The sequence below is a fragment of the Pseudomonas sp. NPDC087342 genome, assembly GCF_044744265.1.
GTDB lineage: Bacteria > Pseudomonadota > Gammaproteobacteria > Pseudomonadales > Pseudomonadaceae > Aquipseudomonas > Aquipseudomonas nunensis.
Genome location: NZ_JBIUXZ010000001.1, coordinates 688304 through 713747, shown reverse-complemented (window position 1 = coordinate 713747; position 25444 = coordinate 688304). Strand labels below are relative to the sequence as shown.

Below are 25444 nucleotides of genomic sequence, written 5' to 3'. Positions count from 1 at the left end.
CGCTGCTTTTGTAGGAGCGAGGCTTGCCCGCGAATGGGCCTGAAGACAGAACAAGAGGCAAGCCATGTCCGACATCCTCTGGCAACCCAGCGCCGAACGCATCGGCAAGACCCGCATGGAGGCGTTCCGGCGCTTCGTCAATCAGCGCCATCACCTCAAGATCGACGACTACCCTGCCCTGCACCAATGGTCCATCGATCAGCGCGAAACGTTCTGGCAGGCAATCGTCGACTTCTTCGACATCCGCTTCCACGACCAGCCCGACGCGGTGCTGCGTGAAGGCCCGCAGATGCCCAGCGCCGAATGGTTCCCCGGTGCAACCCTGAACTTCGCCGAACACCTGCTACGGCGTCGCGACGATGCCGTGGCGGTGGTCGCGATTGCGGAAAACGGTCAGCGCGAGCAATTGACCTGGGCCGAACTGGCCAGCCATGTCGCCGGTTTTCAGAACAGCCTGAAAGCCGCCGGCGTCGGCCTCGGCGACCGGGTCGCGGCGTGCATGCCCAACACCTGGCAAACCCTGGTGGCGATGCTGGCCACCACCAGCCTCGGGGCAATCTGGTCCTGTTCGTCGCCGGACTTCGGCACCCAAGGGGTGATCGATCGTTTCGGTCAGATCGAGCCAAAGGTCCTGATCACCTGCGCCGGCTATCGCTATGCTGGCAAGGAGATCGACCAGACCGCCAAGGTCAACGAAATCCTCGAACGCCTACCGTCCTTGCAACAATTGATCATGGCGCCTTACGCCCGGCCCCACGCGCACATCCAGGACTTTCACACCCAGGCCAACGTGACGCTGTGGGATGACTTCTACGACATCGGCGGCGAGCCGGATTTCGTCCCTGTGCCGTTCGCCCATCCGCTGTACATCCTGTATTCCAGCGGCACCACTGGCGTGCCGAAATGCATCATCCACAGCACCGGCGGCGTGCTGATGCAACACGCCAAGGAACACGGCCTGCATTGCGATCTCGGCCCCGGCAGCCGTTTGTTTTACTACACCACCTGCGGTTGGATGATGTGGAATTGGCTGGTGTCGGCCCTGGCGGTCGGCAGCGCCGTGGTGTTGTACGACGGCTCGCCGTTTCATCCCGGCCCCGAGCGCTTGATCGACCTGATCGATGACGAACGCATCAACGTCTTCGGCACCAGCCCCAAGTTCCTTGCGACCCTGGAAAGCAACGGCCTGAAACCTCGTCAGAGCCACGACCTGAGCAGCCTGAAAACCCTGCTCTGCACCGGTTCGGCTCTGTCACCGCAGAGTTACGATTTCGTCTATCGCGACGTCAAACCGGACGTGTGCCTGGCCTCGATGTCCGGCGGCACCGACATCGTTTCGTGCTTCGTGGTCGGCAATCCGCTGCAACCGGTGCGCCGTGGGGAAATCCAGGGCAAAAGCCTGGCCATGGCGGTGGAGGTCTGGAACGACGCCGGGCAACCGGTGGTCGGCGAAAAAGGCGAACTGGTGTGCACCCGGCACTTTCCGGCGATGCCCATTGGTTTGTGGAATGACCCTACGGGCGAAAAACTCCGCGTTTCATATTTCAGCCAGTTCCCCGGCGTCTGGGCCCAAGGCGATTACGCCGAGCAACTGCCCCACGGCGGCATGCTGATTCACGGCCGCTCCGACGCCGTGCTCAACCCCGGCGGCGTGCGCATTGGCACGGCGGAGATTTACCGTCAGGTCGAGAAAGTGCCGCAGGTGCTGGACAGCGTAGCGATCGGTCAGCAATGGCAGGATGACGTGCGCGTGGTGCTGTTTGTGCGTCTGAAGGACGGCGTCACGCTTGATGAAGCATTGCAGCAGCAGATTCGCCAGGTCATTCGCGCTAATACCACGCCGAGGCATGTGCCGGCGAAAATCCTCAGCGTGACGGACATTCCGCGCACCATCAGCGGCAAAGTGGTGGAGTTGGCCGTGAGAAATGTAGTGCATGGGCAGCCCGTGAAAAACACCGATGCACTGGCCAATCCTGAAGCGCTGGAGCAGTTTCGGGATCGACCGGAGTTGGTGGACTAACACCCATCAAGAGGGATCAGAGGCTGATCAGAACCTCTCCCTCTATGGCACCGCTGCGACGTCGTTCAACAGCCGCAGACATGATCCGGGTGTTCTGCAGAAACCTTGATTTATCGGTCATCAATTGGTCGAACAACACAACCGCAAGACTGAAGGTGTCCGCATTTTCCAAAGACTTGGTGCTGTCATGCTTTTGCACTGGTGACTCTAACGAAACCGCAAGTTCGCCCAAGGCAAGATTCAGTAACGGCGCGACATTCAATTGATAAGTGTCCGGACTCTCTGTCTGCGGGTCGAGTGCGTAGCTCAAATCTTTCGCATCTGGCCCCCCCCTGAACATTTCATGCACCAGATCGATGGCGATGACCTCGTAGTTGAGCTTTTCCCGGTAAAAATGATCATTCAGGTTGTCGCAGTAGACCGTAATCACCGGCTGATCTACCCCGGCAACCGCGCCGTCTTTTTTCCATGCCTTGTATTCCACCGGCATGAGGGAGGCCGTGGTGATGTCATCCTTTACCGCCGCCAGGACGAAGTTTCTGCCAGATAAGCCATCAAAGTCAGTCTTGATTATTTTCAGGAAATTCAGCGTCTGATCTCGCCCCTTTGCCGTACTGCCAAACAACAACCCGATCACCAGATTGGTATCCAGACTGTTGGAATGATCGCCCAATGTCACTAGTGCATTTGCGATTTTAGAACGGGCAATCGGCAAACTTTTGCGCAGAATCAGATGGGTGTAATCCGTAGGCAATAGTTTGTGAAACCTGGGCACGCTGAGCGACTGAGTGAAGTCAAAGCGTTTCAGTTTCGGCCCCCATGGTTTACCCAGTCGATTCATGGCAAACCAACGCTCCTTTTGGGCAATCGCACAAATACTCACTGCATCGCCGCCATTCTCCAGCGGGCGCCACAGACCTTGGCCGATGTGTGAATAATCGGCAGCCTTGATCAGATCATAAGATTGGGCGCTACCCGCAATTTTGCGTAGCTGGAAGGTCGCGGTTTCAAACGTTTGAAGAGCGCCCGCGCCTAACATCAAGGATCCCTTGTGAAACAGTTTCCCCGCGCTTCGCCCAACCGTTCCCGCCCCATCCAGAGGATTGAACATCGATACAGTCGTGGTGATGGCAAATTTCGCCAGGCTGGCAACTTTGGATGCCATCGAAACACCTCTGGCGGCGACGCTCATGACTTTGCTTGCGACACCTACCGCTGTACCGAACAACGCAAGGGTATCCATGATGCAACCAAAAGCCCCATCGGCAACCCGATTTTTATCGCCAGAACTCAGGTCATCAATGCAGCTTTTGAACGGCACGATCAAATTGACAAGAAATTCCGTCTGCGCCTTCTGAGTGAGGATCTTCTCCTCCATCCAGGTCAATTCCGTGGCGATTTCCTTAAGCTCTTCGTAGGTCACCAACGGACGGTTCTTCATGATAAATGTCGCGATATTGTCAAACTGTACGCTTGCGTAATTCTTGTAGATGCTATGCCCGCGCGAAGCCCGAATGTTCGGCCCTGCAATTTCGCCAAGTTTTTCTATAACAGCAGTGCTGTAAACCTTCGTATTGCTATGCACGCCATGGGTGTAATTCCTGATATCAACAGGAATATCCGCAGTCGTAGGGATCGCCCGTGTTTTCTCTGACATATCACCGGAAAAATCCACTCTGGCTGCGGTGCGCATTTTTTGTGTATTTCCAATCAGTACGCCCAACTCCGTGTTTTTTTGGCACTTGCCCAGCAGTATGAAAACCTCATAACAGGTAATTTGATCCTTACCGTGAAAGGCGCACATCACCACGCCATAGCGTCCCGTAGCAGCGTCCTTCTCCGCTTGGGTTTCTGCCAGATAATTTCGCCCCGGTGTACTACTGCCTATCAAGCCGGAGGTCACCTCGGGAATATGATTCTTCGCCACGGATGGACGCAGCGTAAAAAAACCGATTTTGCTGTTTTGGAAAATAACCCGGTCGGCGTCCATCATCGAAGACATCGCCAACTTCAAAATCGTGACGTGCGCACTGTTCATTTTGCTGTAATGCGCCGTCAGCTCTCGATCAAACTGATCATCTATATTGTCCAGCTCGGATAAACCCGGCCAGGTTTTAAAAATACTCTCACCGTCAAGCCTGTCCCAATTACCACCGACCAGATACCCGCCGATATGTGCATCGACCATCGATAGCGGATGGCCAGTCGGGCGGTAAATCGAGACCGGTTGTTCATCAGGACGGGGGGACCAGTTTCGCGTATTGGTACCTTGCTTGTAGTCCCTGTCCTTGCGGGTGAAAAGTGAACGTTCCTCAAGATTACAACCCGGTGCAGCGTCCTTCAGCGCTTTCAGAGCAACCTGCTTTCGAGAAGGCATTACTGTCGAGAATGTCTCGGCCGCCTGAGCAATCGACGTCGCGTATCCGTCATACGCGGTCACTGCGATGATCGACGTGTCTTTTTCGGACTCGGTTAACTGCTCATGGGTAATCAGTTTATTGATCAGGCCCCAATCGATAATTGACGGGATCGCCGCCAACCCTTGAAGCTTTTCAATCCACGGACCGACAGGCTCGATCCCGGCGAATGCCATCACTTGATCATAAGTCATTGATCGCGAGCAGCCCGATGCCTTCAGTTCGAGGGTTGCCACTGCACTGCAAAAACTGACCCAGCCCACCGAGCCCACCAGCAACTGATCTGGAATATCCCTGACCAAGAACTCCGGTGCCGTTTTAGCCAATAACAGATGAATCGCCAACCGCGAGAGTCCCATTGAAACAATCTGGTTGCTCAACAGATAACGCTCAAGATCATCAAGAATCAGGAAGTGCGGTAAATCAGCATTTGCAGGCTGATAAAGATCGTAGCCGCAGATGTGGTTTCGCCGAGAATCCCGGCCACTGTGCTGATAAAGATCTAGAAGGACCGCAGTAACGAGTACTTGGGCAAGTTCTTCGGCGGATACGTTTTCACCCGGGTTGGCGCCATACCATTGCAACTCACTGATGTATTTTTTTGCGAGAGCCTGGGAAGTGGAGTGGCGCAACATTTCCATGATTAACCGGCTGCCAGCCTGCCGGTCATATGGGTCTGGTAACGCTTTCACACTGTCAGCGTACAACTTTTCAAGGAGCTTTCCCTTTTGAGAAAGGGTCTTCGTCGTGAGCGCCCTGACTCTTTGTATTTCTTCATCGGTTAATACGGCCGACGAATCGTCCTCAGCGACGAGCTGCCCCCAATAATTACCGAGCGGCTCAACATCCGGCAATTTCAGCGTCAGGAAAGCAACCAGATTCTTCACCCCGGCGATCGTTGAAGGCACATAGAGGTCGTGGAACCTCAGCCACTGAGACAGCACCACTTCATCAGAGTCCCATACAAACTCCCCCGTCACCTTCGCAAACCCGGTCAATAGACGAATTCGCTCGATGGCGTTCGGATCAACATCCAGCCATTGCGAAATGTCGTGCTTTTCCTGGCCAACGAAAATAATGACCTCGCCACGCCCGGTGATGCAGAATTCATCTGTTTCTTTAGTTTGATAGCGCGCGCGTACCCCGATCATCGACTTGAACTTAAGCATTTCTTCCAACAGAACTTTGGCCGGGGTGTGCGCCTGATAAAGCGAGGACCCCTCACGCAGTTGAAAAGGCTTGTTATCCAAATCGACCACCTGTGTATCGACACCGCCATGTTTCTCTACAAGTTCTTGCAGCTCAGCCAATAACAGTTGCTTCTCGAAAGAGTCTTCACTCATGCGCAGGTTATGTGTTTCGGCAGCAACCGAGCCAATAGAATTCGATTTATTTCTGGTTATCATCACGGATCTTCCTACCAACTTTCTGCCGGCATAATTATTGAGAGCAAGATACTTACCCACAACAGAAAGACCCTCAAGCCAACTTCTATTAGATAACGTTTCAACCAACAATGAATAGCGGCAGCCTGCGCAGCTGCGCCACTTAAAACAATACGACGCCCTGGGCTTACCTAATAAATACGCTTAATCCACCAACCCCCATTCTCCTGAAGATCCTGGCTGATCAGGTAATGTTTCGACATGCAACTTCAGGCGCAACCGCAAGTTATTCACTGAATCAGCATGTTTTAACGCCTCCTCCTCACTGATCGCACCTTCCACGACCAACGCATACAGCGCTCCGTCAAATGTCTGCATCCCCAACTCCACCGACTTCTCCATGATCCCTTTAAGTTCGTCAAACGCATTGCGCCGGATCAGGTCGGCAATGGTCGGCGTCCCCAGCATCACCTCCACCGCCGCCCGGCGCTGGCCGTCGCGGGTGCGCACGAGGCGCTGGGATACGAACGCCTTGAGGTTGTTGGCCAGGTCGTGCAGCAGTTGTTCGCGGCGCTCCTGGGGAAAGAAGTTGATGACCCGGTCTAGCGCCTGATTGGCGTTGTGCGCGTGCAGGGTGGAGATCACCAGATGACCGGTATCGGCAAAGGTCAGCGCGTGTTCCATGGTCTCGCGGTCGCGAATTTCGCCGATCAGCACCACATCCGGCGCTTGGCGCAGAGTATTTTTCAACGCTGCATGAAAACTGCGGGTATCAACGCCGACCTCACGCTGGTTGATGATCGACTTTTTGTGTCGGTGGATATACTCCACCGGGTCTTCGATGGTGATGATATGGCCACTGCTGTGGCGGTTGCGGTAATCGATCAGCGCCGCCAGGGAGGTGGACTTGCCCGAGTCGGTGGCGCCGACGAACAGCATCAGCCCTTGCTTGAGCATCACGGTTTCGAGCAGCACCGGCGGCAGGTTGAGGTCTTCGAAGCGCGGGATATCGAGCTTGATGTTACGTGCGACGATCGACACGTCATTGCGCTGTTTGAACAGGTTGATCCGAAAGCGTCCGACCCCGGCCAGGGAGATCGCCAGGTTCATTTCCAGTTCCCGATCGAACTCCAGCCGCTGTTCGGCGTCCATGATGGACTCGGCGATGGCCGCGATTTCCCCCGGTTTGAACCGCCGTTCGGACAAGGGTTTGAGCACGCCATCGAACCGCGCACTGGGTGGCGCGCCGGTGGAGAGGTAAAGATCGGAGCCCTCCTGGCTGGCCAGTTGCCGCAACAATAAATCGATTTCCATGGCAAAAAGCACCCGCGAAGCATTCAATGAACGGATATGGCCCGATACCGTGACCCATCGGACCATCCAGCGTCTACTGCCTTGCAAGGATAGTAGACGTAGCCACACCGACTGACGTGCAGGACATCTTGATGAACGCATCACCGACCGGCAGCGATGCCCAGACCCTGATCGCACGACTGGACTGGAGCCGTAGCCCTTTGGGCGCCGCCAGTGCCTGGCCGCAGAGCCTGCGTACCGCGGTGGACATCGTGATTCATTCGCCGATGCCCATGCTCTTGCTGTGGGGCCCGCAGCTCACGCAGATCTACAACGACGGCTTCGCCCTGCTGGCCGGCAGCAAGCATCCGCACGCTTTCGGACAGCCAACACACCTGATCTGGCCCGAATTAAAAGACTTTACTGACCCGATCTACAGCGCCGTCCTACAAGGCCAGGTGCGGACCTACAGTGAACAACGCTTCACCTTGCAGCGCGATGGGCAGGATTCCGACTTCTGGCTGGATTTGACCTACAGCCCGATTCGCGATGAACACGCAGAGGTGGCCGGGATTCTGGTCACCGCCATCGAAACCAACGAACGACGACGGATCGCCCTCGAACTCGAACAGCGCTCCGCCGCCAGCCTCAAGGCCCAGCACGAAACCGAACAACGCCTGCAACTGGCCCTGGCCGCAACCGATGCGGTCGGCACCTGGGACTGGGACATTGGCGAAGACCGTTTCATCGCCGACGCCCACTTCGCGCAATTGCACGGCGTTGATCCGGCGATGGCCAGCCAGTTGCCGATCAGCGAATACCTGCACGGCGTGCATCCCGAAGACCGCGGCATGGTCGCCCGCAGCATCAAGCACTGCATCACCCACGGCACCGAGTACGCCGAGGAATACCGCTTGCTGCAGGCTGATGGCGAGTTGCGCTGGGTGTTTGCCCGGGGGCGTTGCTACAAGGACCACCACGGCCGGCCGACGCGTTTCCTCGGCGCCGCCCTGGACCTGACTGAACGCAAACACACCGAACAGGCGCTGCGTCAAAGCCAGACCGAATTGCAGTTGATCATCAACGCGATGCCGATCCTGATCAGCTACGTGGACCGCGAGGAACGCTTTCGCCTGAACAACGCCGCGTACCTCGACTGGTACGGCCTGACGCCCCAAGAGTTGTTCGGCCGAACCATCCGTGAAGTGCTTGGCGAAGAAGCCTACGGCCTGCGCGCCGAGCACATCGCCGACGCGTTGGCGGGGAAACCTTGCTGTTTCAGCATCGATGCCGCGCACCGTGACGGCAGCATCCGCAGCGCTCTGATGAATTACCTGCCGCGCCATGGTGCGGACGGCGCGATCAATGGTTTCTACATCTTCGTGATCGACGAAACCGAGCGCAAACAGACCGAAGAAGCCCTGCGCAACCTCAATGAAACCCTCGAAGAGCGCGTGATCGCCCGCACTCAACAATTGGCCGAAGCCAATCAGCGCCTGCAAAACGAGATGTTCGAACGCGAGCGCGCTGAAGACGCACTACGGCATGCGCAAAAAATGGAAGCGGTCGGCCAGCTCACCGGCGGCATCGCCCATGACTTCAACAACATGCTCACCGGGATCATCGGCAGCCTCGACCTGATGCAGCGCTACATCGCCGACGGGCGCACCGCCGAAATCGGCCGGTTCACCGAAGCGGCGGTGTCCTCGGCCAACCGCGCGGCAGCCCTGACCCACCGCCTGCTCGCGTTCTCCCGGCGTCAGTCGCTGGACCGCAAGCCGCTGAATGCCAATGACCTGATTCATTCCCTGGAAGACCTGCTCAGCCGCACCAAGGGCGACCACATCGAACTCAAGCTGCAACTGGCGAACGAGGTGTGGCCGGTCAGCACCGACGTCAGTCAATTGGAAAACGCCTTGCTCAATCTGGTGATCAACGCCCGCGACGCCATGCCCGATGGCGGTCGGTTGCTGATCGAAACCGCTAACGTTTACCTCGACGGCAACGACCTCACACCCCTGGAGTCGGTGAAGGCTGGCGACTATCTGATGATTGCCGTCAGCGACAATGGCACCGGCATGTCCGCATCGGTGTTGGCCAAGGCGTTCGATCCGTTCTTCACCACCAAACCCATCGGCCAGGGCACGGGCCTCGGGTTGTCGATGATCTACGGGTTTGCCCAGCAATCGGGCGGGCATGTCAGCCTCGACAGCGTACCGGGCCAAGGCACTTGCGTGCGTCTGTACTTGCCGCGCCTGCACCTCGGCGCGCCACAGGACACCTTGATGCCGGCCACCGGCGAAGCGCCCTCGGCGATTGCCGGTGAAACCGTGGTGCTGGTGGAAGACGATCCAGCGGTGCGCATGCTGGTGCTCGATTTACTGAATGAGCTGGGTTACCACGCGCATGAAGCCGAAGACGCCAGGGCTGCCCTGCCCTTGCTCGAATCCGACCTGCGCGTGGATTTGCTGGTGACCGATGTCGGACTGCCGGGGATGAATGGCCGGCAACTGGCGGAAATCGCCCGCCAGCATCGGCCGGACCTCAAAGTGCTGTTCATGACCGGTTACGCGGAGAAAGCCGCCGAGCGCCAAGGCTTTCTGGAGGAAGGCATGGACATGGTAGCCAAACCGTTTTCCATCGACCTGTTGGCCAACAAGATTCGCACGATGATCGGCCAACCGGAGTGAGTTAAGGCATAATCGCGCGCCCCCGCTGGCTCCAACATAGCCACCACCGTTACAAGGTCTGCCTAATGAAAGCTCAAGCCCGCCATATTCTGGTGAAAACCTCGGAAGAAGCCGAGCAGCTCAAACAACGCATCGCCAAGGGCGAAGCCTTCGATGTGCTGGCCAAAAAGTACTCCACCTGCCCGTCCGGCAAACGCGGCGGCGATTTGGGTGAAGTGCGGCCGGGGCAGATGGTCGGGGTGATCGACGCGGTGATCTTCAAGAAACCGCTGCGAGTGGTGCATGGGCCGATCAAGAGCAAGTTCGGGTATCACCTGGTGCAGGTGTTTTACCGGGATTGAGCGGTTGGCTTTAGGGCCCCTGTGGCGAGGGGGCTTGCCCCCGTTGGGTGGCGAAGCCGCCCCAAAACCTGCCAGCCTGGTTTACCTGACACACCGCACTTATAGGTTTTACGACTGCTGCGCAGCCGAACGGGGGCAAGTCCCCTCGCCACAGTATTGCGTTTCAGGTTTTGGGGATCAGCGCTCCCGGCACTTGAATTACCTTGCTGGCCAACTGATGCCCCGCCTCTGCCGCCTCGACCGGGCTGCCGCCCTTGAGCCGACTGGCCAGGTACGCCGCACTGAACGAATCCCCCGCTGCCGTGGTGTCCACCACGCGCTCGACCTTCTGCGCCGGCACTTCGAACGACTCGCCATCACAGCGAATCAAGCACGCCTCAGCGCCACGCTTGAGCACCACTTCAGGCGTACCAATTTGCGCGTAGGCTTCAAATACCGCGTTCGCATCGGAGAAGTGAAACAGCGCCTGCTCGTCATCGACTGTCAGCAACGCCAGGTCCACGTACGGCAGGACACTGCGATACGCCGCCCGAGCTTCTTCCAGCGAGGCCCACAAACGCGGTCGATAGTTGTTGTCGAACACGATTCGCGCATCCCGCTGCCGGGCTTCGATCAAGGTTTCCAGTAACTTTTCCCGACCTTGCTCGCCCAGGACTGCCAGGGTGATGCCGCTGAAATACAGCACGTCGTAATCCGGCAATGCCGCCAGAATCGGCGCGGCCGCCGGGGTGGTGAAGCAACTGCGCACCGCCGCTTCGTTACGCCAGTAGAGAAACCGGCGCTCGCCGGCGGCGTCGGTCTGGATGCAGTACAAACCCGGCAAACGACCGGGCAAGCGCTGGACCATTTCCAGGCCAATGTTCTCGGCCGCCCAGCTCTGGCACATGGCGTCGCTGAAGCTGTCATCGCCCAGGGCGGTGACGTAGTCCACTGTGCCGCCCTCACCCAGTTCCCGGGACAGGTAGACGGCGGCGTTCAAGGTGTCGCCACCGAAGCTTTGTTGCAGGCTGCCGTCGGGGCGCTGCTGCAACTCGATCATGCACTCGCCGATCAGGGCGATGCGCGGGGTGTTGGGGCCGAGGGTGTTGATGGTGTTCATGTTGTGGGGTCTCTGGTGGTGCGATGTTGTCTGGGAGGATGTCTTCGCGGGCAAGCCTCGCTCCCACAGGTTTTGTGCCGGGACTCGATCCCGCGACAACCCCCTTCCATGTGGGAGCGAGGCTTGCCCGCGAAGGCGGCGCCTCGGTCTGGAACCTTAGAAACAGGTGTCCATGGTTTCAATCACCTGCAACTGCTCGTCCACCAGACACCCCGTGCGCCATTTGTCGAACGTCAGGCACGGATGCGAAGTGCCGAAAGAAATGATGTCCCCGACCCGCAATTCAACCCCGGTTGCCACCGTCATGAACGCATGCTGGTCCATCACTGCCGTCACTTTACAGGCGCTGACATCGTCGCCAACCGCCGGAATCACACCCGCCTTGTAACGCAACAACGGCACCGGCAAACCGGCGTCGTACGCCACGTCGCGCTTACCGAGGGCGATCACCGCAAAGCCCGGTTCCGGCAACGACTGCACGTGCGCCCAGACTTCCAGCGCCGGGCGCAGGCCTTCGTGCAGATCGCTGCGACGGTCGAGCACGCAGCATTGCGCTTCTTTGTAAATCCCATGGTCGTGGGCCACGTAACTGCCGGGGCGCAACACGCTGAGGAAGCGTCCGCTGGCGTTCTGGGCTTCGAAGGATTCGGCGATCAGGTCGTACCAGGCCGAGCCGGAAGCAGTGATGATCGGCTTGGGAATCGCGAACGCCCCGCTGTCCTGCAACTGCACCGCCAGACGCACCAACGACGCGGCGAACTCACGGATGCCGCTGACCGCGTGATCGCCGTGAATCACGCCTTCGTAACCTTCGATCCCGGTCAACGCCAGCGCCGGTTGTGCAGCGATGGCCTGGGCCAGCGCGACCACTTCGGCTTCGGTGCGGCAACCGCAACGACCGCCGACCACGCCGTACTCGATCATCACGTTCAAGCGCACGCCACGGGAAGCGAAGTACGCCCCCAGGTCGGCGACGTTGTCCGGGTGATCAACCATGCAATGGAAGTCGAAGGTCGGGTCCGCCAGCAAATCAGCGATCAACGCCATGTTCGGCGTGCCGACCAGTTGGTTGGCCATCAACACCCGACGCACGCCATGCGCATAGGCCGCGCGGGTCTGGGTGGCGCTGGCCAGGGTGATGCCCCAGGCGCCAGCGTCGAGTTGGCGGCGAAACAGCGCCGGGGTCATGCTGGTTTTGCCGTGGGGCGCCAGTTCCGCGCCGCTGTTGCGCACGAACGCCTGCATCCAGCGGATGTTGTGTTCCAGCGCTTCACGGTGCAACACCAGCGCCGGCAGGCTGACGTCGCGCACCAGATGAGCACCGGTGTGCGCAAAGCCTTTTTCTACGGCAGCAGTGGATTCGGCAGAAGACATGTTCGAACTCCTTACATTCGCGGCCGCAGGCAGCCGCTGTTATTCGTTGATACGTCGGGCCAGGTTGTTGGCGCTGTCGATCAGTACCCGACGATAGTCGTTGTAATTGTTCTTGGCATCCGCCCGTGGGGCGACGATGCACAGGGTCGCAATGGCCACGCCGTTGGGGTCTTTGACCGGGGCGGCGAAGCAATGGGTGAAGGTGTCGGCGACGCTATCGAAAGAGAAAAACCCGTCGATCCCGGCCTGGCGGATTTCCTGGAGAAACGTTTCCAGCGGCAGGCGTTCCCCGTTGGGCAGGATGAAGTCGTCGTGGTCGATCAGGTCGACGATTTCGTCGTCGCTCAGGTGCGCCAGTAACAGGCGCCCAGATGCAGTCCAGGGGATCGGCGCGTTTTCGCCAATGTCCGAGGAAATGCGGAAATGCCGCTCGCCCTCTTTCATCAACGCCACCGTGTATTTGCGCCCGTTGAGCAGGCACATCTGCGCGGTTTCGCGGGTCTGGCTGACGATTTCCTGCAAGGCGTGATCGGCCTCGCGGGTCAGGTCGAAGTGACGCAAGTGCGCCTGCCCGAGGAAGTAAAGCTGACGACCCAGGTAGACGTGACCGTCCTTGCCCACGGGTTCGAGGATGCGTCGTTCCAGCAGCGAGGCCACCAGTTCGTAGACCGTGGATTTCGGGCTGCCGATGCCACTGGCGATTTCGTTCGGGCGCAGGGGCTGGCCGATTTCCTTGAGAAAATCGAGGATATCGAACGCCCGGTCCAGACCACGTGCCCGGCGCTTGATGGTGTCTTCGGTCATGTCATCAGTTCCCATAAAAGTGCCGGGAGTTTAACCAGAGTATGGTGGTGACTGTTAGGGCGCCTTCGCGGGCAAGCCTCGCTCCTACAAGGGAATGCGGTTTCATGTAGGAGCGAGGCTTCCCCGCGAAGCAGTCACCGCACATCTCAAGCCTTTTTCTTGTACGCCACGCAGTCAATCTCAACCTTGCAATCAACCATCATGTGCGCCTGTACGCAGGCCCGGGCCGGGGCGTGTTCGGGTTTGAAGTACTCGGAGAAGATCTTGTTGAAACTCGTGAAATCCCGCGGATCCTCCAGCCACACGCCAGCACGCACCACGTCTTCCAGGCCATAGCCGGCCTCTTCGAGAACCGCGATCAGGTTCTTCATGGTCTGGTGGGTCTGTTCGACGATGCCGCCGGTGATGATCTCGCCGTCCAGCGCCGGCACCTGCCCGGACACGTGCAGCCAGCCATCGGCTTCAACGGCGCGGGCGAAAGGACGAGGCTGACCGCCAGCGGCAGTGCTGCCGGTGCCGTAACGAGTAATGCTCATGAGTGTTTCTCCTGCTTGAAAATTCTTTTGAAAAAATCAGAAACGAGTGTTCTTGAGAAATTCCGCCAGTCGCGGCGATTTCGGGTGTTCGAACAATTCTTTCGGCGGCCCCTGCTCTTCGATCCGGCCCTGATTCATGAACACGATCTTGTCCGAGACTTCGAAGGCAAAGCGCATTTCGTGAGTCACCAGCAACATGGTCATGCCTTCATCGGCCAGGCCCTTGATCACGTTCAGCACTTCGCCGACCAGTTCCGGGTCGAGGGCCGAGGTGACTTCGTCGAACAGCATCAGGCTCGGGTTCATCGCAATCGCCCGGGCAATCGCCACGCGCTGTTGCTGACCGCCAGACAACTGGCCGGGATAGTGATCGCGACGTTCATACAGGCCGACTCGCTCCAGCCATTTCTCGGCCAGCGCCACGGCCTCATCCTTGTGCAGCTTCTTGACCTTGAGCAGACCGAGGGTCACGTTCTGCAACGCGGTCAGGTGCGGAAACAGGTTGAACTGCTGGAACGCCATGCCGGTCATCGCACGATGGCGGGCGATGACTTTTTCGGCGTGACGCACGCGTTTGCCGTTGACCTCGTCATAACCGATGGATTCGCCGTCGAGCAGGATCTGCCCGCCCTGGAATTCTTCGAGCATGTTTACGCAACGCAGCAGCGTGGTCTTGCCCGAACCGCTGGAGCCAATCAGCGTGACCACGTTACCGCGCTGCATGGTCAGGTCGACGCCCTTGAGCACTTCAAGCTTGCCGTATTGTTTGTGCAGGCCGCGAATGTCCAGCAGGGCCTGGCCGTTTGGTGCAGTAGAAGTCTGAGTCATGGCAAAGCCACCCGCTTTTCAATGTGCCGGCCGAGTAATTCGATGGCGTAGTTGATGACGAAAAAGAGGAAACCAGCGAACAGATAAAACTCGAGGGTCATGAAGGTCCGGGCGATGATCTGTTGCGTGCTGAGCAGCAACTCGGCGACGCCGATCACCGACAACAAGGTCGAGGCCTTGACGATCTCGGTGGACGAGTTGACCCACGTCGGCAAGATCTGCCGCAACGCCTGGGGCAACAACACGTAACCCAGGGATTGATAAAACGTCAGGCCGATTGCCTTGCTCGCCTCCATCTGCCCGCGAGGTAACGCTTGCAGCGCACCGCGCACAATCTCGGCGACGTGGGAGCCACAAAACAGTGTCAGCCCCAGGGCGCCAGCCTGAAACGCGCTGATCTGCCAGCCCAATGCCGGCGCCATATAGAAGCAGGCCAGCACCAGCACAAACACTGGCGTGCCGCGGATCAGGTCGACGTAGAAACGAAACGGGGCGCGCATCCAGACATTGCCGTAGGTCAGCACCAGACCGGCGACAATGCCGATCAGAGTACCGAGCAAAATCGCCAGGGCCGAACACTGCACGCTGGTCAGAAATCCTTGCCACAGGACTTCTCGCGCCACCCATAACTCGTGCAACCAACTCGGGGATTCGTACATGGGAGGCTCCTATCGGCGGATCGCCAGACGCTGTTCGAGGTAACGCAGCATCATGGCAATGAGGTAACAGGCCGCAACATAGAGCGCTGTGGTCACCATCCAGGTTTCAATCACCCGATAGCTCTCGACATTGATCTTGCGCGCGTAATAGGTCAGCTCCGGCACCGCAATCGCGGCGGCCAGCGAGGTGTCCTTGAACAGCGAAATGAAGTTGTTCGACAGCGCCGGCAGCACGTTGCGCAGCATCACCGGCACGGTGACGTAGGCCTTGACCTGCCACTCGCCGAGACCAATCGCCAGCCCGGCTTCGCGCTGCCCTTTGGGAATGCTCAACAGCCCGCCACGGAACACTTCGGTCAGGTACGCCCCGGCATACAGCGACAGGGTGATGATGAACGAAGGAATCTTGTCCAGCCGAATGCCCAGGCTCGGCAAGGCGAAGTAGATCAACAGAATCAACACCAGAATCGGCGTGTTACGGATCACCGTCACGTACACCGACGCCAGCACCCGCAATGCGCGATGCTTCGACAACAAAGCAAACGCCATCATCAGGCCGATCACGCAACCGATGGCGATCGACACCAGCGCCAGCTCCAGGCCCAGACCGAGCCCCGCCAGCAAACTGGGGAAATCGCGCCACACGGCGGCAAAGTTCAACTGATAGTTCATGGTCAGCAGTACCTTGAATGGGGCGCTATCACAGCCGCCCCGCTCATTTTAAAAATGGAAACGTCGCGAGCGAAGAAAAGACAAGGCGAAAACAGGCGAGAAAGCGGAGTTGGCTTTAGCCAATGAGCATTTCGAGTCTGTTTTCAACGCAGTATTTCTGAGCGCAGTAGTTTTCATTTGAATTCGACAGGGAAACCGATGGCTGGGGTGGGCAGATCGACACCGAACCATTGCTTGAAGGATGCCGCGTAAGCCGGGAATTCAACGCCGGTCATGGCTTCATGCAGCGCGGTGTTGACGAAGTTCAGCCAGTCCTGATCACCACGTTTGACGGCGCAGGCGTAGGTTTGCGGGCTCCAGGCGTAAGTCGGGCTGCGATAGCGGCCAGGGTTTTGCACCATCAGGTATTTGACCGAGGACTGATCGGTGGCAGCGGCATCGGCACGGCCGGAGTTCACGGCCTGGTACATCAAGTCGACGCTGTCGTACTGATCGACCTTGGCTTTTGGCAGCGCCTGGTGCACCAGTTCTTCGGCGTACACGTTCTGCAGCACGGCCACGGTCACGCTGTCGCCAGCGGCCTTGAGGTCTTCGATTTCCTTGTATTTGCTGTTGGCTGGCAGCAGCAGGCCGACGCCTTCGCGGTAGTACGGCAGGGTGAACGCCACTTGCTGCGCGCGGCTGGCGGTGACGGTGATGAACTGGCAACTGATATCGACCTTGTCCGTCAGCAGGTTCGGAATCCGCGCATCGGACGACTGCACCACGTACTCAACCTTGCTCGGATCATTGAACAAGCCTTTGGCGATCATGTGCCCGATGTCGATATCAAAACCCTGCAACTTGCCGTCCGCTCCCTGGAAATGCCACGGCGCGTTGGTACTGCCGGTGCCCACAATCAATTTGCCACGGGCCAGCACGCTATCGAGCTTGCTGTCCGCCGCCTGGGCAACACCCATGGCAGCAGCCGAAGCCGCGAGGATAAAAACACACGCTTTGAACAAGGAAGGTCGGCGATGCATGGCAAGCACTCCAGAGTGTTGTGTATTCCGTTATACCGGATATAGGTGTGTAACAACGGAATAGACAGCAGAAAGTGTGCCATAGGATCGACGTGAAGTCCGCTCGATTCTTAAAGATTAATAAATTCAAATAGATAGAAAAATTGCGCGGTGGGCCGTGTTTGTCCAGGGCACACAGGTAAGCGCTACCGCAGGCCACAGTGGTGAGTAGCGGGGCCACATTTGAGTGCATGAGGTGCGCCAGAAATACGCAGTACACGGGGCCGACAACGGTGCAGGAATGTCGTGTCTGCAACTCACCGCTCGTCGAATTCCTGGCTTTACCTGTCAGATCTGACAGTTGTGGCTTGCCGTTGTCGGGCGCTCAATATCGTCAGTCCCGCCTCTGACCGTCGCACAACGCCGACTAGCCGCGAGCGGGATTCAACCGCTAATTACAGGAGTTCCCCAATGTCTGAACAAAACGTAAAAGCCAACTTGCTGCAAAACGGTGATTTCTCGAGTAAGGGCCAGCACTGGACAGTAACCAACCCGGGCCACGCCGACTTTGAAGACAAGTCTTGCGCCCTGAAGGCACCCGCCTCGATTACTCAGGATGTAACAGCCACGGGAGCGGAATACCGTTTCTCCGTGAAAATGAAATCAAACCCGGGTTCAGCTTGCCGCGCACAGGTGCTGGCACACCCTTCAAATGAGAGCAAATTTCTCAATATTGGCAGCGGCCAGCCTTGGGGCGCCCATCACGTAAACTTCACAGCCCCTGCCGGCACCACCAAAATCACGGTCAAGCTGGAAGCCAACGACGGCCAGGAACTGATCTTTGGCTCGCATTTCGATGATGCAAGGCTCGAAACCCGTTAAAACCGCAATGGCTGGCGAGCGGCAGTCCCGTTCACCAGCCATTAGCTGTTGTGACGGACTACTGAACCGGGAGTTTCGATGACCTCGACAATGGCGTTGGCCCCTACCTACCGCAAAGCCCTGAAAACCTGGCGCCCGGTGATTCTGTACTTTGGCAATCAACACTGTCCCGCTTGTGAAGAGGCCGGGCCGGTTTTTCGTGAGATTGCCGAGAGGTACCGGCATCGGGCGGACATTTATATGTTGAACACCAGTGAGTCGCCCCGGCATCCGAATGTCACGGGGACGCCGACGGTGCTGTTTTACAAGGATGGAACACTGGTGAAAAAGCTTGAGGGGATTGGTACTGAACAAACGCTGGCGGCGGATTTCGTGGGGCATATCGGGAAGGTGAAGCCCCGTTTTGCGGCTCGAAAACCGAGGCATGATTTGGGATGGTTGCGGCGGACGTTGCGGGGGCTGTGTATGGTGTCTCGGGCGCGTTGCCTGGTTGGGGCTTGAGATTTTTGTAGTTGAGTAGATCGCTATCGCGAGCAAGCTCGGTCCCACAGGGTTCTTCGGGACCACAAACTTTGTGGTCACCCCTCGATCAAAATGTGGGAGCGAGCTTGCTCGCGATGAGGCCCTGAAATCCACCACAAATCACTAGCCAGTACGCTTGAGCAACACCCGCACCACCCGCCGCTCTTCAACCGCCATCACCGTCATGCTCCAGCCATCCCGTTCATGCCGGTCACCGATCATCGGTAACCGATCCAGCACACTTATCACCAACCCGGCCAAGGTCTGGTAATCGTCGGTAGGTTCAGCACCGAACCCCGTCAACTGCCGCACCCGCGCCAGGCTCAATGCGCCGCTGACCATAAACCCGCCCTGCTCTTCAACCACATCCGGGCCTTCGATTTCGCTGGCATCCGGCAGTTCGCCGGCAATCGACTCGAGAATGTCAGTCATGGTCAGCACGCCGACGAAATCACCGAATTCATTGACCACGAAAGCGATGTGAGTCGAGGCCTGGCGCATCTGCTCCAGGGCATTGAGGATCGAGTAGCTGTCCAGCAAGTTGATGGTCTGGCGCGCCAGGTCTTCAAGTTCCGGGTCGTTGCCGGCCAGGTACTCCTTCAGCAGTTCCTTTTTATGCACGAAGCCCAGGGGTTCATCCACCGCGCCATCGCGAATCAGTGGCAGGCGTGAGTAGGACGAGTGCATCAGGCGTGTACGAATGGTCTCGGCATCGTCGGCCAGATCGATGTGATCGACATCAGCCCTCACCGTCATCAGTGTACGAATCGGCCGCTCGGCCAGTTGCAGCACGCCGCTGATCATCACGCGCTCACGGCGGTCAAACAGCACTTCACTCGGCGCCTCGCCGTTATCCAACAGGTCGGCAATCTCTTCGCCGACCTCTTCCACCGCCAACCGGCGACCACCGAGCAAACGCATCACCGCATGCGCCGTGCGTTCGCGCATCGGCCGCAAACCCTGCATGGAGCGCTTGCGGCGGGCACGCGCGATCTGGTTGAACACTTCGATCAGGATCGAGAAACCGATGGCCGCGTACAGGTAACCCTTGGGAATGTGGAACCCCAGGCCCTCGGCGGTCAGGGCGAAACCGATCATCATCAGGAAGCCCAGGCACAGCATGATCACGGTCGGGTGTTCGTTGACGAAACGGGTCAGCGGCTTGCTCGCGACGATCATCAGGCCGATGGAAATGATCACCGCGATCATCATCACCGCCAGCTCATCAACCATGCCCACGGCGGTAATCACCGCGTCCAGGGAAAACACCGCGTCGAGCACCACGATCTGCGCCACGATCGGCCAGAACATCGCATAAACCGCATTGCTCGCCCGTTGGCCGACATGCCCTTCGAGTCGTTCATGCAGTTCCATGGTGGCCTTGAACAGCAGGAACACACCGCCGAACAGCATGATCAAGTCACGCCCGGAGAAGCTCTTGTCGAACACCTCGAACAGCGGCTGGGTCAGGGTCACCAGCCAGGAAATACTCGCCAGCAAGCCAAGACGCATCAGCAGCGCCAGGGACAAACCGATGATCCGCGCACGGTCGCGCTGATGCGGCGGCAACTTGTCCGCCAGGATCGCGATAAACACCAGGTTGTCGATGCCCAGCACCAGCTCCAGCACGATCAACGTCAACAAGCCCAGCCAGGCGGTGGGGTCAACTATCCATTCCATAAAAAAGTCTCGATCTGTTCAGCGAATTCAGAATGCCGGGCACGGCAAGGTGCGGCGCGAGTGCCGTGGGGTTGTAGATACAGAAATAGACAGAGGTCGGAAAACCGGGTGTTTGAGGTGCGTCAGAATTGCGCAGATGCGCGAGATAAAGGGCTGACTGGGAGGCTCCGAGAGGGTGTTCATGCAAGTCCTGAAAGGAAAAAGGACTTGGAGCGTACAGGTGGTGAGGACTTTTCCTACAGCAGGAAATCATTACAAAATCTGTAACAGCGTTGTTTTGGAAGACGCCTTCGCGAGCAGGCTCGCTCCCACATTGGACTTGTGCACGCCGAAATCCCCTGTGGGAGCGAGCCTGCTCGCGAAGCTTTTGCCCTTAGCTGTTCCGAACCCGCTCGATATACCGGCTCACCGCCCGCGACTTCTCAAACCGCCGATAAATCAGCGACAACCACGAACTCGCCGCACACGCCTCGATCTCCCGGTACACCACCCCGGGCAACCCGACATGCCCGACCACCGACTCCGGCACCACCGCCACGCCCTGCCCCAGCGACACCAAGGCAATCACCGCGACCAGCCCGCCCGGCTGCGCCCCCAGTTTCGGCGCGAATCCGCCTTGGGCCGCGACCTGCAAAGTGCCGTTGATTTGCTCCGGCAGGATGAAGGTCTCGTTTTGTAAATGCGCTGGGCTGATCTGCGGCAGGCGGCACAGCCAGGATTCGCTCGACACAGCGAGCACAAAGCCTTCCGCATCGAGTCGAATCGCCTCCAACCCGTCGGGTAAAGGCATGGGCGAACGGACATAACCGATATCGAAACGTCCCTCGATCACCAGGCCCGGCAACGCCGCCATCGGGCTTTCTCGCACATTCAGGCTGACGTCCGGGCACTCGCGGCTAAAGGCTTGAACCTGTTTTTGCAACAGCCCCGAGTACACCGCCGAGGCCACGTAACCGAGTTCGATATGGCCGATATCGCCACGTCCGGCACGTTGAGCATTGCGCTGGGCGAATTCGAACTGGCGCACCGTGGCCTCGGCCTCGATCACCAACGCGGCGCCAGCTTCGGTCAGGCTGACTTCCCGTTGCTGGCGCAAGAACAATCGGGTGCCGAGTTCGGTTTCCATGTCCTGGATCTGCCGGCTCAACGTCGGCGGCGCGATGCCCAGTTGTTCGGCGGCGCGGGTGAAATTGCGCTGCCGGGCAACGGCCAGAAAGTAGCGGAAATGGCGTATGTCCATCGTTGGATTAGCTCAAAGGTAATGAAGTCCCGACTGCCAGCTAACAAAGCCTGATGGCGACCGGGATAAGCTTTCGGTGCAGCCACAGTAGAGAGCCGAAACCATGTCCGTCAAACACCTTACTCAAAAGGCAATCTCCTTATGAACCGGGTCAGCCCGCGCCTGACACTGCTGACCGCCTCCGGGGTGTGTTCGCTGATTGTCCTCGACACGAATATCGTCGCCGTCACCCTGCCGACCATTGCCCGAGACCTGGGCGCCAATTTTGCCGACATCGAGTGGGTGGTCAGCGCCTACATGCTGGCGTTCGCCGCGTTGTTGTTGCCAGCGGGCAGCATTGCCGACCGCTTTGGCCGGCAGAAAACCCTGCTCTGGGGCCTGGGGATTTTCATCCTCGCCTCCCTCGGTTGCGGGGCGGCGCCGAATGCGCTGTTTCTCGACATTGCCCGGGCGATCAAAGGAGTTGGCGCGGCGCTGTTGCTGACCTCGGCGCTAGCCTCGATTGGCCATGCCTTTCACGACGAGGTGGAGCGAGCCAAGGCCTGGGCGTTCTGGGGTGCGTGCATGGGCGTGGCGATGACGGCCGCGCCGACCCTGGGCGGGCTGATCACCGAATACATCGGCTGGCGCTGGATTTTCTACCTCAACTTGCCAGTCGGTTTGCTGCTGATGGCGATGGTCTGGCGCAACGTGCCGGAATCCCGAGACACTCAATCCTCCCGCCTCGATCCGTGGGGCAGCCTGGCCTTCAGTGCGAGTTTGTTGTGCCTGATCTGGGGCTTGATCGAAGCCAACCGTATCGGCTGGAGTAATCCACTGACTTACGCGCGATTGATCGGCGGCGCACTGTTGCTCGGGTTGTTCGTAGTGATCGAGCGGATGCAGCAGCGGCCCATGGTTGACCTGCAATTGTTCAAGCATCCGCGCTTTATCGGCGCGCTGCTAGGGATGTTCGCCTACGCCGGTTGCGCCCAGGTGATGATGACGATGCTGCCGTTCTACCTGCAAAACGGCCTGGGCTTTTCGGCAATCGCCTCGGGACTGGGGATGTTGCCGTTTGCCGTGACAATGCTGATCTGCCCGCGCATCGGCGCAAGGCTGGCGAGCCGCTTTGCCCCCGCGACCTTGATGGCGGCCGGGCTGACATTGGTCGGCAGCGGCAATCTGCTCAGCGCCTGGGCGGTCAACGCCGGCGGCTACCTGCCCTTCGCCCTGGCGATTGCCGTGACCGGTGCCGGCGCCGGACTGCTGAATGGCGACACGCAGAAAAACATCATGGCCTGCGTGCCACGGGACCGCGCCGGCATGGCGTCGGGCATGAGCACCACGATGCGCTTCAGCGCGATCATGCTGGCCATCGGTGTGTACGGCGCGTTGCTGGCCAGTCATACCGAGTTGTTGCTGCGTAATAGTCTGTCGGGGCAATGGCTCGAGCAAACGCGCGGCATCGCTTCGCGGGTGGTGGCCGGGGATATGACGGCGGCGCTGGGCTTGTTACCGGATGCCGCTCGCGGTGTGGTTGAACCGTTGGCCCGGCAGGCGTTTGTAGGCGGGTTCAGTTTGTTGCTGTTGGTTGCGGGGTTATTGGCGCTGCTGGGTGCGGTGGTGGTGGGTACGTTGATGCGTAATCCGATTCCGGTCCCTTCAAACCACCTGCCGGAGAGATCTGTCCTACAACAATAAACATGAATGTTTAATTCGACATCTCCAGACACTCTCTCGACCTACATCGCCTTGCGTCGCTGCCTACAGCTACGCCAGAATCCGCCGGCTTGTGCGCTTTGGGCCTGGGTTTTATCGTTTCCGGGTCGCTGACCAATCAGCGATCGGGTTTCGCAGCCCGTGCTCATCAAGGCGCACAGCGCTACCGTTTCCTTCCACTTGGCGTTTTTTCTTCGCCTGCTGGGATGCGTTACGGCAGCTGTGCGCGGGAGATCTTCGGGTCTGCCGGGTTCCTTGATGCCCGGTCTGCGAACCTGCGTACAGCTGCCACCTTATTCGTTTCGCAGCGAATCGGGGCGGCTCCATCATCAAGGAGTTTCCCATGACAGACGCAACCACAAAATCCACCCCCTTCGCCCCCTGCGATCACGTCGACCATCACCTCTTCGCCGTACAACCCGGCATCCCGCTGCTCGACGCCCTGGAACACGCCTCGGTCTACCTCAGTTGCGCCGAAGCCCTCGCCCATCAAGCCCCCAACGCAACCCGCCCGGAACACATCGCGACGCTACGCTGGGCCAGCAAGCAAATGCTCGGCACTGCGAGTTCGCTGCTCCAGGCTTCTATCGATGGCATGCGTTCCGCCCAAGCGGGAGGTGAGGCATGAATGCGCATATGCCGATGACCAACAACGACTGCGACATCCCGGTGTTGCTGGTGGTCACGCAAGCGCCGCTGGATGTGTTGCACATCAATGCTGCGACGCGATTTCTGGCGGGGACGCAGATGATGGAGAGTCTGGCCAGTCTGGATATCACCCAGGCCAAGGGCGCTGACGTGCAGCAACTGGCACATGCGGCGGCGATGTTGTTAGGCGATGGGCGTGATGGGTGTGATGGGTGTGATGGGATGGATGGATTGGGGCGGCAGATTCGGGCGCGGGTTTTATGGCTTGAATTGATGGTGAATGGGTGGGCCACTTCGCGAGCAAGCTGAACCGGTCAATCTACCGATTCCAAAGACGCGCCCATTCGTCGCAAAAAAACCCGTACCTGTAATTTCTGACAGTAGCCAGTTTAGCCCTCTGCACTTTTAATCACTCTGACACCCTCAATTACAGACAGGGACTTTGCCATGCTCAGCTTCGACAATACACAGTACTCACTCGCACCAGCCGCTCAGCTCAACAATATTCGACTGAGCCTCACCGATCACAGCGGCGTACCTCTGCCCGGCACTGAAGTGACATTGTCGTTACCAACGGGATTTACCTATGGCGATGGTGGCACTGGTGTTCGTAATTTCACCACCGACGAACACGGCAAGGTAGTGGTCAATGAAGTAAAAGGCGTTACGACCCCTGGCCCCTATTCCTTGGTGGCCCGCAGCAGTGAACAGACCGCCATCGCCAGCGTGACAGTTAATAAGCACGCTAGCCTGGGGGAAATCCTCGACAAAAACATGGTTCAAAACGACATCGCGGTCCTTAGCCCGGATGGCACCCAATTGTGGGTCGCCCAATTCAATAACGGGGTGCTCTTGGTGATTGATACCGCGCGCAATGAAGTGAAAAAGGTGCTGGAAGTCACCAATTTCAGGAACCCCAATCCTATTGTCTTTAACCCGCTTACCAATCACACCTATCTCGGCGTGCAAGAAGGCGTCTGGATATTTGATACGACAACCCTTGAACGCATAGGAGAAATCGACCCGGGCTACTCAGTCTCGAAGTTAGCGCTTAGCCCCGACTGCACACATCTGTATGCCATGCCGTACGATGAACTAGTCGTTAGAGATGAAGTATTGGTTATTGATACCGCAACACAGGATATCGAGACTCGAATTCCGATCACTCGGCATTGGCCGATTGACTGTGTCATTAGCCCCAACAGCCCTTTTCTGTATGTATCGCAAGCCCCAAGCCGAGAACTGCTAGTTGTTAATACCGATACACATTCGCTGGAGACCTCAATTGACATCGGACGCAGCATAATGCGTCTCGCCATTTCACCCAATGGCAAGTTTGTTTATGCCGCCCGCGGTGACTTTCGAAATGTGTTCGTAATTGATACGAGCACCCATCAAAAAGTAAAGGAAATCGAGTCGGCTGGCGTGCATAACATGACCTTCGGCCCAGATGGTCGTTACTTATATGCCACCTGTTCCTTCGAAGACAAAGTCTTGGCGATTGATACGCAAACAAATGAAATTGTGGGGGAAATGCTGTTTGCAGGCGCTCTTGGAGTTGCGATTACTGCAGACAATACCCGTGCGTATATCACCAGCTCTAACATGAAGCGAGGAGTTTTGTTCCGCGAGTTACCTACCTGGTAATGCAA

The 25444-nt window shown here is 58.3% G+C and carries 21 protein-coding genes; 9 read left to right on the top strand and 12 right to left on the bottom strand.

Annotated features, from left to right (window positions below; genetic code table 11):
• Nucleotides 1–64 precede the first annotated feature (64 nt).
• Nucleotides 65–2020, top strand: a complete 1956-nt coding sequence (locus ACIOYV_RS03260; RefSeq protein WP_401320771.1) for an acetoacetate--CoA ligase — start codon at nt 65–67, stop codon at nt 2018–2020.
• Between the two features lie 16 nt (nt 2021–2036).
• Here the strand turns inward: ACIOYV_RS03260 and ACIOYV_RS03255 are convergent, their stop codons facing one another.
• On the bottom strand, nt 2037–5843 hold the full coding sequence (locus ACIOYV_RS03255; RefSeq protein WP_401320769.1) for a hypothetical protein: 3807 nt from the start codon (nt 5841–5843) through the stop codon (nt 2037–2039).
• A gap of 183 nt (nt 5844–6026) precedes the next feature.
• Nucleotides 6027–7136 (bottom strand): PilT/PilU family type 4a pilus ATPase, encoded by a 1110-nt coding sequence (locus tag ACIOYV_RS03250; protein WP_401320768.1) that lies wholly within the window; start codon nt 7134–7136, stop codon nt 6027–6029.
• Between the two features lie 131 nt (nt 7137–7267).
• Here ACIOYV_RS03250 and ACIOYV_RS03245 point away from each other — a divergent pair, with 131 nt between their 5' ends.
• Nucleotides 7268–9805 carry a PAS domain S-box protein gene (locus ACIOYV_RS03245; protein ID WP_401320765.1) on the top strand — a complete coding sequence of 846 codons (2538 nt, stop codon included), beginning with the start codon at nt 7268–7270 and terminating at the stop codon, nt 9803–9805.
• A 65-nt stretch (nt 9806–9870) separates the two neighbouring features.
• Nucleotides 9871–10146, top strand: coding sequence for a peptidylprolyl isomerase (locus tag ACIOYV_RS03240; protein ID WP_007898282.1), 276 nt, complete (start codon nt 9871–9873; stop codon nt 10144–10146).
• A gap of 163 nt (nt 10147–10309) precedes the next feature.
• Here ACIOYV_RS03240 and ACIOYV_RS03235 read toward each other — a convergent pair whose 3' ends face one another.
• The 8 genes from ACIOYV_RS03235 to ACIOYV_RS03200 form a co-directional block, all read right to left on the bottom strand.
• Nucleotides 10310–11245, bottom strand: coding sequence for a sugar kinase (locus tag ACIOYV_RS03235; protein WP_401320764.1), 936 nt, complete (start codon nt 11243–11245; stop codon nt 10310–10312).
• A gap of 156 nt (nt 11246–11401) precedes the next feature.
• On the bottom strand, nt 11402–12619 hold the full coding sequence (locus tag ACIOYV_RS03230; protein WP_401320762.1) for an amino acid deaminase: 1218 nt from the start codon (nt 12617–12619) through the stop codon (nt 11402–11404).
• Nucleotides 12620–12658: 39 nt separating this feature from the next.
• The gene (locus ACIOYV_RS03225) at nt 12659–13423 is read right to left on the bottom strand and encodes an IclR family transcriptional regulator (protein WP_163909852.1); all 765 of its coding nucleotides are present in this window, start codon (nt 13421–13423) and stop codon (nt 12659–12661) included.
• Nucleotides 13424–13569: 146 nt separating this feature from the next.
• Nucleotides 13570–13959: a RidA family protein gene (locus tag ACIOYV_RS03220; RefSeq protein WP_401320760.1), complete on the bottom strand. Its 390-nt coding sequence runs from the start codon at nt 13957–13959 to the stop codon at nt 13570–13572.
• A gap of 36 nt (nt 13960–13995) precedes the next feature.
• A complete protein-coding gene (locus tag ACIOYV_RS03215) occupies nt 13996–14787 on the bottom strand; it encodes an amino acid ABC transporter ATP-binding protein (RefSeq protein WP_054615006.1) in 792 nt (263 codons plus the stop codon).
• A complete protein-coding gene (locus ACIOYV_RS03210) occupies nt 14784–15446 on the bottom strand; it encodes an amino acid ABC transporter permease (protein WP_054046640.1) in 663 nt (220 codons plus the stop codon). Before ACIOYV_RS03210 ends, ACIOYV_RS03215 begins: the two co-directional genes overlap by 4 nt.
• A gap of 9 nt (nt 15447–15455) precedes the next feature.
• A complete protein-coding gene (locus ACIOYV_RS03205; protein ID WP_054046642.1) occupies nt 15456–16118 on the bottom strand; it encodes an amino acid ABC transporter permease in 663 nt (220 codons plus the stop codon).
• A 173-nt stretch (nt 16119–16291) separates the two neighbouring features.
• A complete protein-coding gene (locus tag ACIOYV_RS03200; RefSeq protein ID WP_054615007.1) occupies nt 16292–17140 on the bottom strand; it encodes a transporter substrate-binding domain-containing protein in 849 nt (282 codons plus the stop codon).
• A gap of 450 nt (nt 17141–17590) precedes the next feature.
• On the opposite strand from ACIOYV_RS03200, the gene ACIOYV_RS03195 reads away from it, so the two are divergent.
• Both ACIOYV_RS03195 and ACIOYV_RS03190 read left to right on the top strand, forming a co-directional pair.
• Complete coding sequence (locus ACIOYV_RS03195) at nt 17591–18001, top strand: hypothetical protein (protein WP_401320757.1); 411 nt, start codon at nt 17591–17593, stop codon at nt 17999–18001.
• A 78-nt stretch (nt 18002–18079) separates the two neighbouring features.
• Nucleotides 18080–18502, top strand: a complete 423-nt coding sequence (locus tag ACIOYV_RS03190; RefSeq protein ID WP_401320755.1) for a thioredoxin family protein — start codon at nt 18080–18082, stop codon at nt 18500–18502.
• 144 nt (nt 18503–18646) lie between these two features.
• On the opposite strand, the gene ACIOYV_RS03185 is transcribed toward ACIOYV_RS03190, so the two are convergent.
• Both ACIOYV_RS03185 and ACIOYV_RS03180 read right to left on the bottom strand, forming a co-directional pair.
• The gene (locus ACIOYV_RS03185; protein WP_401320754.1) at nt 18647–20203 is read right to left on the bottom strand and encodes a transporter associated domain-containing protein; all 1557 of its coding nucleotides are present in this window, start codon (nt 20201–20203) and stop codon (nt 18647–18649) included.
• A 373-nt stretch (nt 20204–20576) separates the two neighbouring features.
• Nucleotides 20577–21443: a LysR family transcriptional regulator gene (locus ACIOYV_RS03180; protein WP_401320753.1), complete on the bottom strand. Its 867-nt coding sequence runs from the start codon at nt 21441–21443 to the stop codon at nt 20577–20579.
• Between the two features lie 141 nt (nt 21444–21584).
• On the opposite strand from ACIOYV_RS03180, the gene ACIOYV_RS03175 reads away from it, so the two are divergent.
• The 4 genes from ACIOYV_RS03175 to ACIOYV_RS03160 all read left to right on the top strand — a co-directional run bounded on the left by ACIOYV_RS03175 (nt 21585) and on the right by ACIOYV_RS03160 (nt 25439).
• Nucleotides 21585–23126: an MFS transporter gene (locus ACIOYV_RS03175; protein WP_401320751.1), complete on the top strand. Its 1542-nt coding sequence runs from the start codon at nt 21585–21587 to the stop codon at nt 23124–23126.
• A gap of 361 nt (nt 23127–23487) precedes the next feature.
• Entirely contained in the window at nt 23488–23772 is a 285-nt protein-coding gene (locus ACIOYV_RS03170) for a DUF3077 domain-containing protein (protein WP_401320749.1), read from the top strand.
• Entirely contained in the window at nt 23769–24101 is a 333-nt protein-coding gene (locus tag ACIOYV_RS03165; RefSeq protein WP_401320746.1) for a short-chain dehydrogenase, read from the top strand. Before ACIOYV_RS03170 ends, ACIOYV_RS03165 begins: the two co-directional genes overlap by 4 nt.
• A 138-nt stretch (nt 24102–24239) precedes the next feature.
• Nucleotides 24240–25439 carry a hypothetical protein gene (locus ACIOYV_RS03160; protein WP_401320743.1) on the top strand — a complete coding sequence of 400 codons (1200 nt, stop codon included), beginning with the start codon at nt 24240–24242 and terminating at the stop codon, nt 25437–25439.
• The last annotated feature ends 5 nt before the right edge of the window (nt 25440–25444 follow it).

Excerpts from the sequence above, each read along its gene's own strand:
- ACIOYV_RS03240 (WP_007898282.1), top strand. The coding sequence starts at position 9,871 with ATGAAAGCTCAAGCCCGCCATATTCTGGTGAAAACCTCGGAAGAAGCC.
- ACIOYV_RS03200 (WP_054615007.1), bottom strand. The coding sequence starts at position 17,140 with ATGCATCGCCGACCTTCCTTGTTCAAAGCGTGTGTTTTTATCCTCGCG.
- ACIOYV_RS03250 (WP_401320768.1), bottom strand. The coding sequence starts at position 7,136 with ATGGAAATCGATTTATTGTTGCGGCAACTGGCCAGCCAGGAGGGCTCC.
- ACIOYV_RS03175 (WP_401320751.1), top strand. The coding sequence starts at position 21,585 with ATGAACCGGGTCAGCCCGCGCCTGACACTGCTGACCGCCTCCGGGGTG.
- ACIOYV_RS03215 (WP_054615006.1), bottom strand. The coding sequence starts at position 14,787 with ATGACTCAGACTTCTACTGCACCAAACGGCCAGGCCCTGCTGGACATT.
- ACIOYV_RS03190 (WP_401320755.1), top strand. The coding sequence starts at position 18,080 with ATGACCTCGACAATGGCGTTGGCCCCTACCTACCGCAAAGCCCTGAAA.
- ACIOYV_RS03180 (WP_401320753.1), bottom strand. The coding sequence starts at position 21,443 with ATGGACATACGCCATTTCCGCTACTTTCTGGCCGTTGCCCGGCAGCGC.
- ACIOYV_RS03165 (WP_401320746.1), top strand. The coding sequence starts at position 23,769 with ATGAATGCGCATATGCCGATGACCAACAACGACTGCGACATCCCGGTG.
- ACIOYV_RS03220 (WP_401320760.1), bottom strand. The coding sequence starts at position 13,959 with ATGAGCATTACTCGTTACGGCACCGGCAGCACTGCCGCTGGCGGTCAG.
- ACIOYV_RS03255 (WP_401320769.1), bottom strand. The coding sequence starts at position 5,843 with ATGATAACCAGAAATAAATCGAATTCTATTGGCTCGGTTGCTGCCGAA.
- ACIOYV_RS03210 (WP_054046640.1), bottom strand. The coding sequence starts at position 15,446 with ATGTACGAATCCCCGAGTTGGTTGCACGAGTTATGGGTGGCGCGAGAA.
- ACIOYV_RS03170 (WP_401320749.1), top strand. The coding sequence starts at position 23,488 with ATGACAGACGCAACCACAAAATCCACCCCCTTCGCCCCCTGCGATCAC.
- ACIOYV_RS03260 (WP_401320771.1), top strand. The coding sequence starts at position 65 with ATGTCCGACATCCTCTGGCAACCCAGCGCCGAACGCATCGGCAAGACC.
- ACIOYV_RS03195 (WP_401320757.1), top strand. The coding sequence starts at position 17,591 with ATGTCTGAACAAAACGTAAAAGCCAACTTGCTGCAAAACGGTGATTTC.
- ACIOYV_RS03235 (WP_401320764.1), bottom strand. The coding sequence starts at position 11,245 with ATGAACACCATCAACACCCTCGGCCCCAACACCCCGCGCATCGCCCTG.
- ACIOYV_RS03185 (WP_401320754.1), bottom strand. The coding sequence starts at position 20,203 with ATGGAATGGATAGTTGACCCCACCGCCTGGCTGGGCTTGTTGACGTTG.
- ACIOYV_RS03245 (WP_401320765.1), top strand. The coding sequence starts at position 7,268 with ATGAACGCATCACCGACCGGCAGCGATGCCCAGACCCTGATCGCACGA.
- ACIOYV_RS03160 (WP_401320743.1), top strand. The coding sequence starts at position 24,240 with ATGCTCAGCTTCGACAATACACAGTACTCACTCGCACCAGCCGCTCAG.
- ACIOYV_RS03205 (WP_054046642.1), bottom strand. The coding sequence starts at position 16,118 with ATGAACTATCAGTTGAACTTTGCCGCCGTGTGGCGCGATTTCCCCAGT.
- ACIOYV_RS03230 (WP_401320762.1), bottom strand. The coding sequence starts at position 12,619 with ATGTCTTCTGCCGAATCCACTGCTGCCGTAGAAAAAGGCTTTGCGCAC.
- ACIOYV_RS03225 (WP_163909852.1), bottom strand. The coding sequence starts at position 13,423 with ATGACCGAAGACACCATCAAGCGCCGGGCACGTGGTCTGGACCGGGCG.